Raw genomic sequence first — 15882 nt, 5'->3', positions numbered from 1 at the left:
GTTTTTGTTTTTTTTTTTTTTTTTTTTTTAATGAACACCTCCCTCTCCCCTTACCCCCACGTCGCCCCCTTGCTGTGTTGCGCGTTGGCCATCTTTACGAGCCCGCACCCCACCACGGCGGCGCGTCGGCCAGAATCGGCACATGAGTTCCCCGACCGCCCTCGGCGTCTTCCTGCGTTCCCGCCGCGCCCGGCTGCTGCCCCAGGAGGTCGGCCTGCCCGGCGCGGGCGCCCGGCGGCGGGTCGCCGGTCTGCGCCGCGAGGAGATCGCCGAACTCGCCGGGGTCAGCGTCGACTACTACACCCGGATGGAACAGGGCCGGGTCCGCAACGCCTCGCCCGCGGTGCTCGACGCGCTGGCCCGGGCGCTGCGCCTGGAGGAGCAGGAGACCCGGCACCTGCACCGGATCGCCCGCCCGGCCGCCGCCACGCGGCGGGCCGCGCCGGCGGCGGAGGAGCCGCAGCGCGTCCGGCCGATGCTGCGGACCCTCCTGCGGTCCCTCCCGGAGCTGCCCGCGCTGGTGATGGGGCAGCGGATGGACGTGCTGGCCTGGAACCGGGCGGCGAGCGCGCTGTTCGGCGACTTCGCGGCCCTGGAACCCGCCGCGCGCAACCTCGCCAGGATCACCTTCCTGCACCCCGAGTCCCGTTCCCTGTACGCGGACTGGGACGAGTGCGCGCGGGGGAACGTGGCCCATCTGGGCATGGAGGCGGGCCGCCGGCCCGACGACCCGCGACTGCGCGAGCTGATCGGTGAACTCGCGATGAAGAGCCGGGAGTTCCGCACCTGGTGGGCCGAACACCCGGTGCGCGACAAGACGTCCGGGGTCAAGCGCTTCCACCACCCGGTGGTCGGCACGCTCGAATTGGCCTACGAGACCCTGCGGGCGGCCGACGACCCGGCCCAGGCGCTGATCACCTACGCGCCCGAGCCCGGCAGCCCGTCCGAGGACGCCCTGCGACTGCTGCTGGCCTGGACGGCGCAGCAGACCCCGGCCGGCCACCCGGCGCCACCGACCGGCACGGCGCAGGGCCGCCCGTCGGAGGACCACGCCCGGCGCGAGGACCACGCCCGCTAGGCACCGGACAGGCCGGCTCCCGGCCCGGCCCCACCCCGGCCCGCCACTGGCTCCAGCGCCGTCGCCATCCCCGTCACCAACGCCGACCCGGCGGCCGCTCATGCCCCGGTTGCCCGAAAGGGCAACCGCCCGGCGCCTTCGGGCAGGGGTCGCCACCGGCCGCGCAGGCCGTTCCTCCGCCGCAACTCCGGCCTGGTCACCGCCCGTTCCCACGGATCCCGAAGGCGGCGGCGAGCCTCCTCCGAAGAAGGGTTGACACCACAAGTTGGTCTAGTCCACCGTAGGGGAAGCAAGTTTGACGAGGTGGGAAGTCCCGGCGATGCCCCGTGCCGGACACGCGAGTTGGCCGACGCCGCCGCATGTCCACCGAGGGCGTCAACGACGCGTCGGGGGCTTCGAACACAAGAAGGAGGAAGGAATCCCGGCCCCGTCCCCGCGGGAAACGGGCGGTCCGTCCCCGGATGCGACAGCCCCGAGGACCCGACCGGGCCCGCCACCCCCGCGGGAACCGCACGCGCGCTGAGCGCCGCCGGGAACCGCGAGACCCGCAACCTCCCCGCTGTCCGAAGCCCCGTCGCCCGACACCCCGATCAACCACCCTCCGCCCTCTCCCCCGCCACCTTCACCCTTCACCCGACCGGCGCCCTCGGCCGCGCTCTCCCAGGAGCCGTCCGCCGCCGGCCGTTCGTGGCCACCGCGCCCCGAACCGTCCGCGCCCGAGCACGCGTTGCCGCCGGTCGGCCGTCCTCCGACGCCGCCCTGCGGCGATGCCGCCGTGCGCGCGGCGGAACGGGAACGGCGGAGCGTACGGGCACAGGAGCCGCCCCGTGAACCGGCGCTGCGTCCCGGCCGCAGTAGTTTCCCGACCTCTGGAGTGATTGCATGCCGAAGCCTGACGGATACCTGTATCGGGCCGCCTCCGACACCCCGTACTTCAGCAACGACGGCGAGACCTACCTCGCCAGGACACCGCTGAAGGACATCGAGAAGGCGCGGCCGCTGCGCGTGCTCTCCGAGGAGGACTACTCGTTCTGGCAGACGTACGGCTACGTCGTCGTCCGGGAGGCGATCCCGGCCGAGGCGGCGAAGCGGCTGCTGGACTTCGCCTGGGACTTCCAGGGCCTGGACCCGGAGCGGCCGGAGACCTGGTACGAGGAGCGGGAGTTCGCCGACGAACTGGCCCAGCACCTGCACATCTACGGCTTCGTCGAGGCCTACCAGCACCAGCTGATCTGGGACAGCCGCCAGGCGCAGCGGGTCTACGACGCGTTCGTCGACGTCTGGGACTGCGAAGAGCTCTGGGTGACGCTGGACCGGCTCAACCTCAACCCGCCGAACGTCGGCAACCGTGACCGCGCGCTGATCGAGGCGACGGACAAGGGCTTCGACATCGAGCTGCACTGGGACGTCGACACCACGCTCGGCATCCTGCCGCAGCGTGTCCAGGGGATCATCGCGCTCAACGACACCCGGCCGGACCACGGCGGCTTCCAGTGCAACCCCGAGCTGTTCCGGCGGTTCAACCAGTGGCAGGCCGCTCAGCCGGCCGACCGCGACCCGATCCGGCCCGCCGTCGACCGTACGGAGTTCCCGGTCGTGCGCCCCGAGTTGAAGGCCGGCGACCTGCTGATCTGGAACGGCCTGCTCGCCCACGGCGTGGCGCGCAACACCTCGGAGCAGGGCGTCCGGGCGGTCCAGTACCTCTCGATGATGCCGGCCCTGGAGGAGCACGAGGAGCTCAAGGCCTCGCGGATCGCCTCCTGGCGCGACCTCTCCACCCCGACGTGGAACAAGACGCTGGTGGGCGACCCGCGGAAGCACGAGTCGCTGCGCTACGGCAAGGCCGGGCTGAGCGACCTCGGCGCCAAACTGCTGGGCCTGGAGTCCTGGCACGCCGGGCAGCGCACCGAACCGGGGGCCGAACCGAACATTGAGCCGAACACCGCCCGACGCGGCACCCCGGACGGCGACGCGTGAACCGGGCCGCCGGCGTGGACAGGATCTGCCTGGCCCTCCCCACCAACCGGGCCTGCGCCGACACCATCGCGTCCATCGGCGAGGAAGCCGCCTACGCCGCCGCTCGGTTCGGCGTCGAGGTGCACCTGCTGGTGCTGGACTCCTCCGACGAGCCGACGTTCGCCGTCCACGCCAAGGCCGTGGAAGCGCTGCCCGGGGCGGCGGGCGTGGTCGTGCACCACCTCGACGAAGCCCGGCAGCGGACGTTCCTGCGGCGGGTGATCGACGCCGCCGCGGTCGCCGAGCCGGCCCGGGTGCTCGACCTGATGCTGCCGGACGCCGTCTCCTACGGCGCCTGCACCAACCGGGCGTTCCTGATCGCCGCCGCCCTCGGCTGCCGCTCCGTCCACCGCCGGGACTCCGACAGCCACTACCAGGTCCTGGACGGGAAGCCGGTCTTCCCGATCCACCACGAGCTGCTGTCCCTCGGGAAGCGGGCGGCCGACGCGGCGGCCGGCGTCACCGAGAACGCCCTCGACCCGGCGCACGCCGAGAAGCCGGTGGCGATGGTCGGCGGCTCCTTCGTCGGTGAACTCTCCGTCGACATCGGCGAGATCCGCGAGCTGGACCCGGCCGTCTACGACGAGGTCGTCGCGCTCTGGGCGCCGGCCGGGGCGTCGGAGCAGGAGAAGCGGGAGCTCGTCGACGACTCCTTCGTCGGAGGCGGCACCGACCCGTTCACCGAGGACCGCGCCGTCCTGGACCTCCCGGACATCTGGCGGGTCGACATGTGCAACATCGGCTTCGACCACGCGGTGTACGAGCGCCTGCCGCTGCCGTCCGCGACCGACACCATCGGCAGCGACTACTTCCTCCTGCACGTGGTGCGCGACGCCACCCTGCCCGGCGTGGTGCACAACCGGCACATCGTGAACTACTACACCCCCGAGCGCCGCACGGGCGCCGGGTTCACCGCCTACCAGCTGCGGTTCACCAAGTTCCTGCTGTCGATGCTCTACCTCTACCCGGTGTACTTCGACATGGAGGCGGCGGGCGGTGCGCTGCTCGACGACGAGCACCGCGTACGGGTCGCCGTGATCGCCGACTCCGTCCGGCGCAGCATCGGGACGGACCGGGCGGAGAACGTCCGCCGGCTGTCCGTCCTGGACGGCGCCTACCGCCGACTCGGCGGCAAGTACGCCGAGTTCGCCGACCATCTGCTCACCCTGCGGGACCGCCTGCTCGACGAGGCACAGGCGGACACCGAGGACTTCGCACTGCTGATCGGGGCGTGGGGTCCGCTGGTGCGGGCGTGCAAGGCCACCGGCCCCGAGCAGCTGGCCCGCTGACCGGGCCTGGAGCTATCGACGATGTCTGAGAACACACTTCTGCGCGCCGCCCTGGCGGCCGCGACCGACGACCGGATCTACTACGACCTGGACGGGATCGAGGGCCAGTACACGGCGCTGCTGCGCGAACTGCCGGGCATCGCCGTCCGCTTCGCCATGAAGGCGTGCCCGGTGGACGAGGTCCTCGCCCACCTGGCGGAGCTGGGCGCCGGCTTCGACGCGGCCGGCCCGCAGGAGATCGCCCAGGCCCTGCGCACCGGCGTCCCGGTCGAGCGGATCCACTACGGCAACACCATCAAGTCCGACCGCAACATCGCCGAGGCGTACCGGCTCGGCGTCCGGGACTTCGCGACGGACAGCCTGGAGGACGTCGCGGCGCTCGCCGTCCACGCCCCGGGTGCCCGGGTGTTCTGCCGGGTCGCCACCACCGGGGACGGCGCGCTCTGGGGCCTGAGCCGGAAGTTCGGCTGCTCACCGGCGGACGCCGTCCTGGTCCTGGAGGCGGCGCGCGCGGCGGGGCTGACCCCGTCGGGGCTCTCCGTCCACGTCGGGTCGCAGCAGATGACCTCCGACGCCTGGCAGAGCGCGCTGGACTCGCTCACCGCCGTGGTCGAGGAGCTGGACCGGCGGGGCATCCTGCTGGACCACGTCAACCTCGGCGGCGGCCTGCCCGCCCTCGGCGTCCTCGACAAGCGGGGCAGGCCGCTCGACCCGCCGGTGGACAAGATGTTCGCCGTACTCCGGGAGGGCATGCAGCGACTCCGGGAGGTGTCGGCGGCACCGCTGGACTTCCTCCTGGAGCCGGGGCGCCACCTGGTCGCGGACCACGGCGCCATCCGGACCCAGGTCGCCCGGCTGACCTCCCGGCAGCAGCTCGACGGCGAGCGGCAGCACTGGCTCTACCTGGGCTGCGGCAAGTTCAACGGCCTGTACGAGATGGACGAACTGCAGTACCGGATGGAGTTCCCCACCCACCCGCGGGACTCCGCCACCGAGGGCGGCTACCTTCCGGCCGTCGTCGCGGGCCCGACCTGCGACAGCGACGACGCGTACACCGACGACGACGGCCTCGTCGCGGTACCGGCGGCCGCCGCCTCCGGGGATCCGGTCTGGATCTTCTCCTGCGGCGCCTACGCCACGGCGTACACGACCCAGGGCTTCAACGGGTTCGAGCCGCTCCCGTACACCTGCGTCCGCCGGACCGACCGCACCGGCCGCCCCGCCCCTGCCCCTGCCCCTGCCCCCGTTCTCACCCACGTTCCCGTCTCCGAAGGAGGTCCCGCATGATGGCCGACGAGATCGCCGAGGGCGTCCGCGTCCGACTGCTGGCCGCCGACGACTGGGACGAGGTCGTGGCACTGGAGGCCCGCGCCTACAGCGCGAGCGGTCTGTCCGAGGGGCGGGCGGCGCTGGAGTCTCGGGGCCGGGCCTCGCCCACCACCTGCTTCGCGGTGGAGCACCGGGGGCGCCTCGGCGGCTACCTGCTCGCCCTGCCCTACCCGCTCCACGCGTGCCCGGACCTGAGCCGGCCGGAGGCCGCGGGCGTCCGGTCCACCAACATGCACGCGCACGACCTGGTGATCGCCGAGGAGCTGCGCGGCCGGGGGCTCGCGCCCCTGGTGCTCGGCCACCTCGCGCGAACGGCCCGGCTGCGGCGGTTCGAGACCATCTCGCTGGTGGCCGTCCGGGGCAGCGAGGTCCTCTGGGCCCCGCTGGGCTACCGTGCCGAGCCGGAGGTCGAACTCCCGGCGAGCTACGGCCCCCAGGCGGTCTACATGTCGATGTCCCTGCGCACGGCTCCCCCCGCCGCGCCTCCCCTCCCGGCGGCTCCCACCCCCACGGACCTGCTCGCCGCAGCCGGCTCCGGGGCGCCGCGGCACCCCCACGGCCCGTTCCCCGGGTCGCCCCTGAAAGACGAAGTGGTTCGATGAACATGCTCCGCCTGCGCGACGACTACCGCCGAGCCCAACTGGCCATCGCGGCCCTGTTCTGCTTCCTCGGCTTCCAGTACGCGACGTGGGTCTCCCGCCTGCCCGCGCTGAAGAGCCGGCTGGACCTGAGCGAGGCCGAACTCGGCCTGCTGCTGATGGTCTGCGGGGTGGGCGCGGCGGTGTCCTTCCCGCTGGTCGCGGCGCTGATGAAGCGGCTCGGTTCACGGCTGCTCGCCACCCTGTCGGCGCTCGCCCTGGGCCTGGTGCTGCTCGGGCTCACCGTGGCGCCCAACTACCCGGTGACCCTGGTGGTGGCCTGCTTCGACGGCATCGCGGTCGGCTGCCTGAACGTCGCGATGAACGCGCAGGGCGCCGCCCTGGAGGTCACGTACCGGCGGACGGCGATGTCCAGGCTGCATGCCACCTTCAGCGCCGGCTCGCTGCTCGCCGCCCTGCTCGCCTCCGGCGTCAACGCCTTCACCACCACCCTGTCCGTGCACTTCGGCCTCGCCGCCGTCGTCCTCCTGCTGCTCCTCGGGCTCGCCCAGACGGGCATGCTGACGGATGACCAGAAGGCGGCCGCGGAAGCGCCGGAGGCCGCCGAGCCGCAGGCGCCGAAGAAGCGGCGCGGGCTGACGCTGCCCTCGCGGGTGACGATCTGGATGGGCCTGGCGATGGTGTTCGGCACCATCACCGAGGGCGCCATGAACGACTGGTCGGCCCTCTACCTGAAGGACGTCGTCAACGCGGCGCCCCAGCTGGCCCCGCTGGGCATCGCCGTCGTCTCGGTCATGATGGTGGCGGCCCGGATCTTCGCCGACGGCTGGCGCACCCGCTTCGGCGACGGGCGGATCGTCCGCTTCGGCAGCCTGCTGGCGGGCGGCGGCCTGGCGCTCGCGCTGCTGGCCGGCGGCGTGGTGCCGACGCTGCTCGGATTCGCCTGCGTGGGGCTGGGCGTCGCGGCCGTGACCCCGTGCATCTACGTGGCCGCCGCCCGGCAGGGCTCGGACGCGCTGGCGCTGGTCGCCGCCACCGGGACGACGGGCCTGCTCGCGGGGCCGGCGGTGATCGGCTTCATCGCCAACGGCAGCAGCCTGGTGTGGGGCATGGCCGCGGTGGCCGCGTCCGCCGCCGTCGTCTCGCTCTGCGCGACGCAGATCCGCTGGCCCGCGCTGGGCGGCGCCGACGACGCGGAGCCCGCCGCGCCGGCCCCCGCCGGCCCCGACGGCACCGCGCCGGCCGAGGCCGCCCTGCGCGAGGCCTGAGCCCCGCGGGCACCGGGTGGGGGTCCCACCCGGTGCCCCGGGCCCGATCACCGGCGAAACGCGGTGGAACCGGACCGGCCCCGATGGCTAGGGTCGAGGGATGACCACTCGCACCTTCCGCGTCACCGTCCGCGGCTCCTTCGACGGCCTCGACGCCGACCAGCACGCCGAACTCCTCGCCCGCGCGGCCGAACACGACGTGCTGTACGCGTCGTTCACGCCCGAGGGGCACCTCAGCTACGACCTCGCCTCGCGCCCCGCCTTCACCTTCCGCTTCCTGGACTCGGGCGAGGCGGAGGAGGACATCCTGGAGGCCGCCGACCGGGCCGAGGGGGCGGCGAAGTCCTGGCTCGACGAACACGGCTACGGCTACAAGAACCTCCGGTCGCAGGCCGAGGACCTCTCCCAGGCGGCCGTCGGCAAGCGCCAGCGCCGAGCCGCCCGCACCGCCTGATCCCACCCCGCACGGTCCCGCACCCCCCGCTCCGCCACCTCCTCGACGGCTCAATCCGCAGCTATACTTGAGCAGTCAAGGAGGTGGCAATGAGTTCCACATTGGACGCGGCCCTGCGCCTGGTCCGGGCCCAGGCGGCCCTGGTACGGCGGTTCGACGCGAGCCTGAGCGGCCTGCACGGGGTCAGCCTGGCCGATTTCACCCTGCTGCTCCGGCTGGGCCAGGCGCCCGGCGGCCGGATGCGCCGGGTGGACCTCGCCGAGGCGCTCGGCCTCACCGCCTCCGGCGTCACCCGGGGGCTCGCCCCGCTGGAGCGCATCGGCCTGGTGACCCGCGAGCCGGACGCCCGGGACGCCCGGGTCGCCTACGCGGCGCTCACCGACACCGGCCGCACCCTGCTCCGGGACATCCGCGCCACCGCCGAACGCGTCGCCGACGAGCTGTTCGCCGCACCCTCCTGGAGCCCGGACGACATCGCCCTGTTCGCCGGCCTGACCACCCGCCTCGGCGGCACCGGCCTCACCGACCGCCCCCTGACCACCGACCCGCCGCCGTCCGCCTGAGCGGATCATGACCGGGTCGTCCCATCTGTTGGGCACCGGGAACGCTGACCTGCTGACCCAGTCGGGCCCCTTCCTGACCGGCGCACCCGGCGCCCACGGCACCGCCGTCCTCACCCACGCCGCACCGCCCCGCCCCGGAGGCCCCCGATGGACCGAGTAGACCGGACGGACCGGATGGACCTGACCGACCCGCCACTGCTCTGCCACTGGACGTCCGCCGAGGGCACCTCCACGCTCGCCGTCCACCGCACCCCTGCCGGGTGGGAGTTGCTCGCGGCCTCCCCGTACGTGTCCGAGTCGCTGCTGTTCGACACGGCCGACGACGTCCGCGCGCTGGCCCGAGCCCTCGTGGAGCTGCCGTCCGGCCCCGAGCCGTTCGAGGCCGAGTGGTACCTCGCCGCCCCCGACAGCGAGGGCGACCAGGGCCACTTCGCCACCCTCGCGTGCGGCCTGGACCTCCGCGCCGGCCACCGCCCGTACCTCGCCTACCAAGCGGTGCACCGGTTCGGCTCCTTCAGCGTCCCCGGTGCGGACCTGTACTGCGACGACCTCCCGCTCGACCGGCTCCGCCACCAGGCCGCCGCACTCCTCGCCGCACTCGCGACGCCCTGACGAACCGGCCCCCGGCAGACGCCGGAGGGCCGGCCGCACCCGCGACCGGCCCTCCTTGCCCCGCCTCCCGGCTACGCCGTCCGGCGCAGCAGCGCCAGGTACATCGCGTCGGTGCCGTGCAGGTGCGGCCAGAGCTGGACGTCCGGGCCCTCGCCCAGCGACGGCACGCCGGGCAGCAGCGGGCGGGCGTCGATCCACTCGACCCGGCCACCCTGCTCCCGCAGCACGTCGTTCACCACGGCCCGGGTCTCGGCGAGGTGCGGCGAGCAGGTCGCGTAGCCGACGACGCCGCCGATCCGGGTGGCGTCGATGGCGCCGCGCAGCAGGTCGCGCTGGAGCGGGCCGAAGGCGGCGACGTCCGCCGGCCGGCGGCGCCAGCGCGCCTCGGGGCGGCGGCGCAGCGCGCCGAGGCCGGAGCAGGGGACGTCCACGAGCACCCGGTCGAAGCTGTCGGCGCGCCACGCGGGGCGGGTGCCGTCGGCGGCGATCACGGTGTACGGGCCGGGGTTGCCCTCCAGCGTGCGGGCCACCAGCCGGGCCCGGTGCGGCTGCTTCTCACTGGCCACCAGGGCGGCGCCGCGCTGCGCGGCCAGGGCGGCGAGCATAGCGGCCTTGCCGCCGGGGCCGGCGCAGCCGTCCAGCCAGACCCGGTCCGGGCCGTCGAGCGGCGCGGCGGCCAGGGCGAGCGCGACCAGCTGGCTGCCCTCGTCCTGGACGCCGGCACGGTTCTCCTGGACGGCCGGGAGCGCGCCCGGGTCGCCGCCCTCGGCGAGCCGGAGCGCGAACGGGGACCAGCGGCCGGGCTCGGCCTCGGGCAGCGCCTCGGCGAGGTCGGCGACGGCGATCCGGCCGGGGCGGGCGACCAGGGTGACCTCGGGGCGCTCGTTGTCGGCGCGCAGCAGCTCCTCGATCGCGGTGCGGTCGGAGGCGTCGGGCTGCCAGCGGCCGAGCGAGTCCCAGAGGGCGGCGACCACCCAGCGGGGGTGCGAGTGGACGACGGCGAGGTGGTCCTCGGCGTCCTTCTCGTACGGCGGGGCGACCTTGGCGATCCAGGCGTCCAGGTCGTGGGCGCTGATCCGGCGCAGGACGGCGTTGACGAACTTGGCCTTGCCGTCGCCGAGGACCACCCGGGCCAGCTCGACGGTCGCCGAGACGGCGGCGTGGCTGGGGATGCGGGTGGTGAGCAGCTGGTGGGCGCCGAGCGACAGGACGTCCAGGACCGGCGGATCGACCTTGCTGAGCGGCCGGTCGATGCAGGCGGCGATGACGGCGTCGTAGGTGCCCTGGAGGCGCAGCGTGCCGTAGACCAGCTCGGTGGCGAGGGCGGCGTCGCGCCGGTCCATGCCCTTCTGCTCGGCTTCGCGCAGGAGGGACGGCAGGATCAGGTTGGCGTAGGCGTCGCGCTCGTCGACGGCCCGCAGGGCGCGGAACGCGACGATGCGCGCCGGGTCCTTCTTGGGACGACGGTGCGGACGGGGCGCGCGGCCGGCGCTGGGAGTGCTCAAAGGTGCCTCAAAGTGCTGCGGTGGTTATCGAACGAACAGTATTCCCCATGGTCCGGGGAGACTCGTCGCCCGGGGAGACTCGTCCGAAGGTACACCCCGGCCCCGGCCCGTGCCGGACCCCGGACCGGCGCCGCACCGCTCCCGCGCCGGGCCCGGCGGCCCCGCCCGGGCGAGGCGGGACCGGCGGCACGGCATCCGGCGCGAAAGCGCCGTCCGGCGGAAGCGCCGTCCTACGGGCGCGCGGCGTCCTCGAAGCGCTCGCCGGACTCGATCCGCGCCCCCCGGGCCCAGTCGGCCGCGCGCATCGGCTTCTTGCCCTGCGGCTGCACCTCGCCCAGCTCGATCTCGTGGCTGCCGGTGCCGACCCGGATGCTGTTCTTGCCGACGGCCAGCTCCCCGGGGGCGAGCGCGGAGGCGTCCGCCAGCAGCTTCACCGGGCCGGAGACCTTGAGCCGCTCACCGCGGAACAGCGTCCAGGCGCCGGGGGCTGGGGCGCAGCCGCGGACCACGCGGTCGATCCGCAGGGCGGGGTGGGCCCAGTCGATCCGGGCGTCCTCGACGGTGAGCTTCGGCGCGAGCGTGATGCCCTCGGCGGGCTGCGGGACGGCGTGCAGCGAGCCGTCGGCGATCCCGTCCATGGTGGCGGCGAGCAGCCGGGCGCCGGAGTGCGCGAGCCGGTCGAGCAGCTCGCCGCTGGTGTCGGCCGGGCGGATCTCCTCGGTGATGACGCCGTAGACCGGACCGGAGTCCAGGCCCTGCTCGATCAGGAAGGTGGACGCGCCGGTGACCTCGTCGCCGGCCAGCACCGCGTGCTGCACGGGGGCGGCGCCGCGCCAGGCCGGGAGCAGCGAGAAGTGCAGGTTGACCCAGCCGTGCTTGGGGATCTCCAGCGCGCCGGGGCGCAGCAGCGCGCCGTACGCGACCACCGGGCAGCAGTCGGGGGCGAGTTCGGTGAGGCGGGCGATGAACTCCGGGTCGCTGGGCTTCACCGGCTTGAGGACCTCGATCCCGGCCTCCTCGGCGCGCTGGGCTACGGGGCTGGCGACCAGCTTGCGCCCGCGTCCGGCGGGGGCGTCGGGGCGGGTGACCACCGCGACGACCTCGTGCCGGTCGGAGGCGAGCAGGGCGTCCAGGGCGGGAACGGCGACCTCGGGGGTGCCGGCGAACACGAGGCGCATCAAGGGCCTTTCTGGTAGCGGGAATTCCGTAGGAGCGGCGACCGGGGTGGTGGTCAGCGCGCGGAGCCGAAGGTGCTGTGCGGGGAGACCCGGACGACGGGCGCGGGGCCCTCGCCCCAGTCCGCTTCGCGGATCGCCTTCAGCGCTTCCTTGCGCCGCTCACGGTCGAGGCGGTCGATGAAGATGATGCCGTCGAGGTGGTCGGTCTCGTGCTGGATGCAGCGGGCGAGCAGCTCGGTGCCCTCGACCGTGACCGGATCGCCGTACATGGTGAAGCCCTTGGCGACCACGCCGTACGCGCGCCTGGTGTCGTAGCGCAGGCCGGGCAGCGAGAGGCAGCCCTCGGGGCCGTCCTGCTCCTCCTCGGTCAGCGACAGGTCGGGGTTGATCAGGTGCCCGGTGACGCCGTCCACGTGGTAGGTGAACACCCGCAGGGAGACGCCGAGTTGGGGAGCCGCCAGACCGGCACCGGGGGCGTCGAGCATGGTCTCGGTGAGATCCCGGACCAGGTTGCGCAGTTCCTTGTCGAAGGTGGTCACCGGCTGGGCGGTGGCCCGCAGGACGGGGTCACCGAAGATGCGGATCGGCTGGATCGCCACGGCGTACGGGCTCCTGTCCGTCGGGGAGTTGAGGAGTGCGGGAGTTGAGGAGTGCGGGAGGTGCGGGAGGTGCGGGAGGTGCGGGAGGTGCGGTACTTCGGCGTTCGGGTTTCGGGCGTTCGGCGTGCCACGGACGGGCCCCCGGGAGTCCGGACCACGGACCGGTCACCGACCCGCCCACGACCGCCCGACGGGCCGACCACCGGCCAAGTCTATGCAATCGGATCGCGGCACCGCCCGCCCCTCCGCACCGCTCCCGCGCAGGCCTTCGGCTCCCGGCACCGTGTTCTGGCATATCCCGAGTCGGCCCGGCTGCGTGACCCCGGCGGGCGGTCCGGCGTTGGTCAAGTGAGATTGACCGGGGCCGGAACGCGCGGGACATCACGTTCCGGCCGAGCTGAACCGTACGGAAGGTGGCACGTAGGCCATGGCCGAGCAGATCAATCACGACGCCCGGGCGCGGGCGAGCCTGCACCTGCTGGTGCGGGACATCGAGCGGGTCCGGCGGCAGGTCGACGCGCTGCGGACGCTCACCGCCCAGCTGGGCAACGTCTACCGTCCGCGCCGCCCCAGTACGTCGGCCGGGTTCGTGGTGTACGGGCGGGCGCCCGCGCCGACGGTGCGGCTGGCGCAGGAGCTGCGCGAGAGCGTGGAGACGCTGGTCGCGGCGGCGGTCGAGTTCGACCGCGCGCTGGGTTTCTCCTGGGACTCGGTGGGCTCGGCCCTCGGGGTCACCAAGCAGGCGGTGCACCGGCGTTACGGGATGCGCCGGCCGACCAGCGAGCTGCTGGCGGCCGGCGGGGTGCCGGCCGGCGGCGTCCCGGGGGTGCCGGGTCCGACCCGGCCGGACCGCTCCGAGGAGCTGCCGGCCGCCGCTCCCGCCCCGACCGGACTGGCCGCGACCGTCCCGGCGGCCCGCCAGGGCGGCCTGGACCGCAGCGCCCTCGACCGGGCCGTACTGGAGCGCGCGGCGGCGCACGACCGCCCTACCCACGACCGGGGCGCCCTGGACCGCCCCGGCATCCCGCTGCGCGGCTGAGCCCGACGGCAGCCCGTGCGGTCCGGCCGATCACGCCGAACCGCACGGGCCCCGCCCGGCCGACGCCGAGAAACCACCTGAACCACCCGGCCCACACCCGGCCCACACCCGCCGAAGCCACCCGAGACCCGGCCGACACCGTCCGGACCACCCGACCGCCCCCGGACCTCACCCGATGTCCGTCGGATCGATCCGCACCTTCACCGCCTCCGGCGTCCGCAGCGCGATCCGCGCGATCTGCGCCGCCTTCAGCGCCGTCGCCAGCGCCGCGCCCTGCCCGGGCGGCACCCGCAACAGCGCCCGCTCCTGCTCCTCCCCCCGCAGCGCGGGCGCCGGCACCGGCCCCAGCACATCCGCCTCGGAGGGCAGCCGGATCAGCCCGAGCAGATCCGCCACCGCCGCCGGGCTGCCACTGACCGAGGCCATCCGCGACACCGGGGGGAAGTGCAGCTGCGCCCGCTCCTCCAGCTCCATCCCGGCGTGGCCGAGCGGGTCCCAGCGGACCAGCGCCTGCACCGGCCGCGCGGTCGGCTCGGCCACCACGACCACCGCGCCGCCCTCCGTCGACGGCTTCACCAGCGCGGCGGCGGTCAGCCAGAGCCGCAGCGTCTCCTCGCCGGCCCGCAGGTCCGGGCGGCCGAGCAGCGCCCAGCCGTCCAGCAGCAGGGCGGCCGCGTAGCCGCTGCCGCCCTCCACCACCGGCTCGGCGCCCGGGGTGGAGATCACCAGGGCGGGCTCGGCCGGGACGGTCGCCAGCACCGCGTCCCGCCCGGAGGTCCGGACCGGGATGCGCGGGAACGCCTTGCCCAGCTCCTCCGCCGTGCGCCGGGCGCCGATCACCTGGGCCCGCAGCCGGAACGAGCCGCACTCCTGGCAGTGCCAGTCGGCCGCGCCCTCCCCGCACCACCCGCAGTGCAGCGGCGCGTCGGCGGCCGAGGCCTCCAGCGGGCCCTCGCAGCGGCGGCAGCGCGCGGGCGTGCGGCAGTTCCCGCAGGACAGCCGGGGCACGTAGCCGCGGCGCGGCACCTGGATGAGCACGGGGCCGCCGCTCGCCAGGGCCTCCCGGGCCACCTCCCAGGCCACCGAGGGCAGCCGGGCGGCCTGGGCGGCGGCGTCCCGGTGCTGGTCCTGGTCGGTGACGGTACGGACCCTCGGCGCCACCTGCCGGACGGTCTCCCGGTCGGCCACCAGCGGCCGGGCCCAGCCGGTGCTGACCAGCTGCGCGCCCTCGACCGTGACGGCGTGCCCGCCGAGCAGGACGCCGGCGCCCTCCTCCGCCGCGCGCAGCAGCGCGACCTCCCGCACGTGCGGGTGCGGGCTGCGCGGATCGCTGTGGCTGCTGTCGCCGTCCGACCAGACGACCACCAGCCCGAGGTCGTGCACCGGCGCGAACATGGCGGCGCGGGTGCCGATGGCGGCGCGCACCGAGCCGCGGCTCACCGTGAGCCAGCGCCGGTAGCGCTCGCGGGGGCCGAGGTCGGCCGCCAGGGTCGCGTGCATGCCGTCGCCCAGCAGCTCGGTCAGCGCCTGGTCGACCCGCGCCACCGACCGGCCCTCCGGCAGCACGACCAGCGCGCCCCGCCCGCTCGCCAGCGTGGCGGCGACCGCCCGGGCGATCTCGTAGGGCCAGCCGGGACCGGGCAGCGCCGTCCAGACCGCGCGCGGCTGGCCGCCGGCGGCCAGCGCGGCGAGGAAGTCGGGCCCCGCGGGGTAGCGGGACCAGCCGCCGGGCTGCGGTGCCCCGGGCAGCGGGCCGGGCGGCGGCGAGGGCTCGGCCTCGGCCTTGGCGTGCCGGGGCGGTACGGCCAGCTGGAGGACGTCCGCCAGGGTGCCGGCGTACCGGTCGGCGACGGTGCGGCAGAGCCGGAGCAGCTGCGGGGTGAGGACCGGTTCGGGCGAGAGCACCTGGGCGAGCGGCGCCAGCGGACCGGGGAAGTCGCTCTTCTCCAGCCGCTCGACGATGAACCCGTCGTGCAGCTCCCCGCCCTCGCGCTGGCCCTTCACCACCCGCGCCCCGAAGCGCACCCGCACCCGGACGCCGGGCCGGGCGTCGTCCGCCATCGCGGCGGGCACCTCGTAGTCGAAGAACTTGTCGATGGTCAGGACGCCCTTGTCGACCACCACCCGGGCCACCGGCAGGTGCTCGGCCCGCTTGGCGCCGTGCCACGTCCGGGGCTTGGCCCGGCGGACCGTCTCCCGGATGAAGGCAAGCTGCTCCGGCGCCGCCCCGGCCTCGTCACTCCCCTGCGTGCTGCTCATCGCTCCCAGTACTACCAGGTCACACCGACATGACGCCCGCACCGGCCCCCGACCGGGGAACGCCGCAGGCGGCGGCCGCCCCCGTGTCGGGGCG

The 15882-nt window shown here is 74.7% G+C and carries 14 protein-coding genes; 10 read left to right on the top strand and 4 right to left on the bottom strand.

Features of this window, described 5'->3' with window-relative positions; all coding sequences use genetic code 11:
- Positions 1 to 142 precede the first annotated feature (142 nt).
- From ACFWA9_RS02965 to ACFWA9_RS02925, 9 genes are all read left to right on the top strand, one after another.
- Complete coding sequence (locus ACFWA9_RS02965) at positions 143 to 1078, top strand: helix-turn-helix transcriptional regulator (RefSeq protein ID WP_380382596.1); 936 nt, start codon at positions 143 to 145, stop codon at positions 1076 to 1078.
- An 882-nt stretch (positions 1079 to 1960) separates the two neighbouring features.
- Entirely contained in the window at positions 1961 to 3055 is a 1095-nt protein-coding gene (locus ACFWA9_RS02960; protein WP_380382594.1) for a phytanoyl-CoA dioxygenase family protein, read from the top strand.
- A 14-nt stretch (positions 3056 to 3069) separates the two neighbouring features.
- Complete coding sequence (locus ACFWA9_RS02955) at positions 3070 to 4383, top strand: DUF6271 family protein (RefSeq protein ID WP_380382715.1); 1314 nt, start codon at positions 3070 to 3072, stop codon at positions 4381 to 4383.
- A 21-nt stretch (positions 4384 to 4404) separates the two neighbouring features.
- Complete coding sequence (locus ACFWA9_RS02950; RefSeq protein ID WP_380382592.1) at positions 4405 to 5670, top strand: type III PLP-dependent enzyme; 1266 nt, start codon at positions 4405 to 4407, stop codon at positions 5668 to 5670.
- Complete coding sequence (locus ACFWA9_RS02945; protein ID WP_380382590.1) at positions 5667 to 6314, top strand: GNAT family N-acetyltransferase; 648 nt, start codon at positions 5667 to 5669, stop codon at positions 6312 to 6314. The genes ACFWA9_RS02950 and ACFWA9_RS02945 overlap by 4 nt, the downstream gene beginning before the upstream one ends.
- A 2-nt stretch (positions 6315 to 6316) precedes the next feature.
- Complete coding sequence (locus tag ACFWA9_RS02940) at positions 6317 to 7579, top strand: MFS transporter (RefSeq protein WP_352290859.1); 1263 nt, start codon at positions 6317 to 6319, stop codon at positions 7577 to 7579.
- A gap of 100 nt (positions 7580 to 7679) precedes the next feature.
- A complete protein-coding gene (locus ACFWA9_RS02935; RefSeq protein WP_329486760.1) occupies positions 7680 to 8033 on the top strand; it encodes a DUF6204 family protein in 354 nt (117 codons plus the stop codon).
- An 89-nt stretch (positions 8034 to 8122) separates the two neighbouring features.
- Entirely contained in the window at positions 8123 to 8596 is a 474-nt protein-coding gene (locus ACFWA9_RS02930) for a MarR family transcriptional regulator (RefSeq protein ID WP_329486761.1), read from the top strand.
- 147 nt (positions 8597 to 8743) lie between these two features.
- A complete protein-coding gene (locus ACFWA9_RS02925) occupies positions 8744 to 9208 on the top strand; it encodes a hypothetical protein (RefSeq protein WP_380382588.1) in 465 nt (154 codons plus the stop codon).
- Positions 9209 to 9279: 71 nt separating this feature from the next.
- Here the strand turns inward: ACFWA9_RS02925 and ACFWA9_RS02920 are convergent, their stop codons facing one another.
- From ACFWA9_RS02920 to def, 3 genes are all read right to left on the bottom strand, one after another.
- Entirely contained in the window at positions 9280 to 10713 is a 1434-nt protein-coding gene (locus ACFWA9_RS02920) for a transcription antitermination factor NusB (RefSeq protein WP_329486763.1), read from the bottom strand.
- 230 nt (positions 10714 to 10943) lie between these two features.
- Positions 10944 to 11891 (bottom strand): methionyl-tRNA formyltransferase, encoded by a 948-nt coding sequence (gene fmt, locus ACFWA9_RS02915; protein WP_329486764.1) that lies wholly within the window; start codon positions 11889 to 11891, stop codon positions 10944 to 10946.
- Between the two features lie 53 nt (positions 11892 to 11944).
- Positions 11945 to 12490 carry a peptide deformylase gene (gene def, locus ACFWA9_RS02910; protein WP_352290778.1) on the bottom strand — a complete coding sequence of 182 codons (546 nt, stop codon included), beginning with the start codon at positions 12488 to 12490 and terminating at the stop codon, positions 11945 to 11947.
- 427 nt (positions 12491 to 12917) lie between these two features.
- Between def and ACFWA9_RS02905 the strand changes: the two genes are divergently transcribed.
- Positions 12918 to 13529, top strand: a complete 612-nt coding sequence (locus ACFWA9_RS02905) for a hypothetical protein (RefSeq protein WP_329486766.1) — start codon at positions 12918 to 12920, stop codon at positions 13527 to 13529.
- Between the two features lie 168 nt (positions 13530 to 13697).
- On the opposite strand, the gene ACFWA9_RS02900 is transcribed toward ACFWA9_RS02905, so the two are convergent.
- Positions 13698 to 15788 carry a primosomal protein N' gene (locus tag ACFWA9_RS02900; protein WP_380382585.1) on the bottom strand — a complete coding sequence of 697 codons (2091 nt, stop codon included), beginning with the start codon at positions 15786 to 15788 and terminating at the stop codon, positions 13698 to 13700.
- Between the last annotated feature and the right edge of the window lie 94 nt (positions 15789 to 15882).

Source organism: Kitasatospora sp. NPDC059973 (genome assembly GCF_042737525.1).
Lineage (GTDB): Bacteria > Actinomycetota > Actinomycetes > Streptomycetales > Streptomycetaceae > Kitasatospora.
This window is presented reverse-complemented; position numbering and strand designations above follow the sequence as displayed.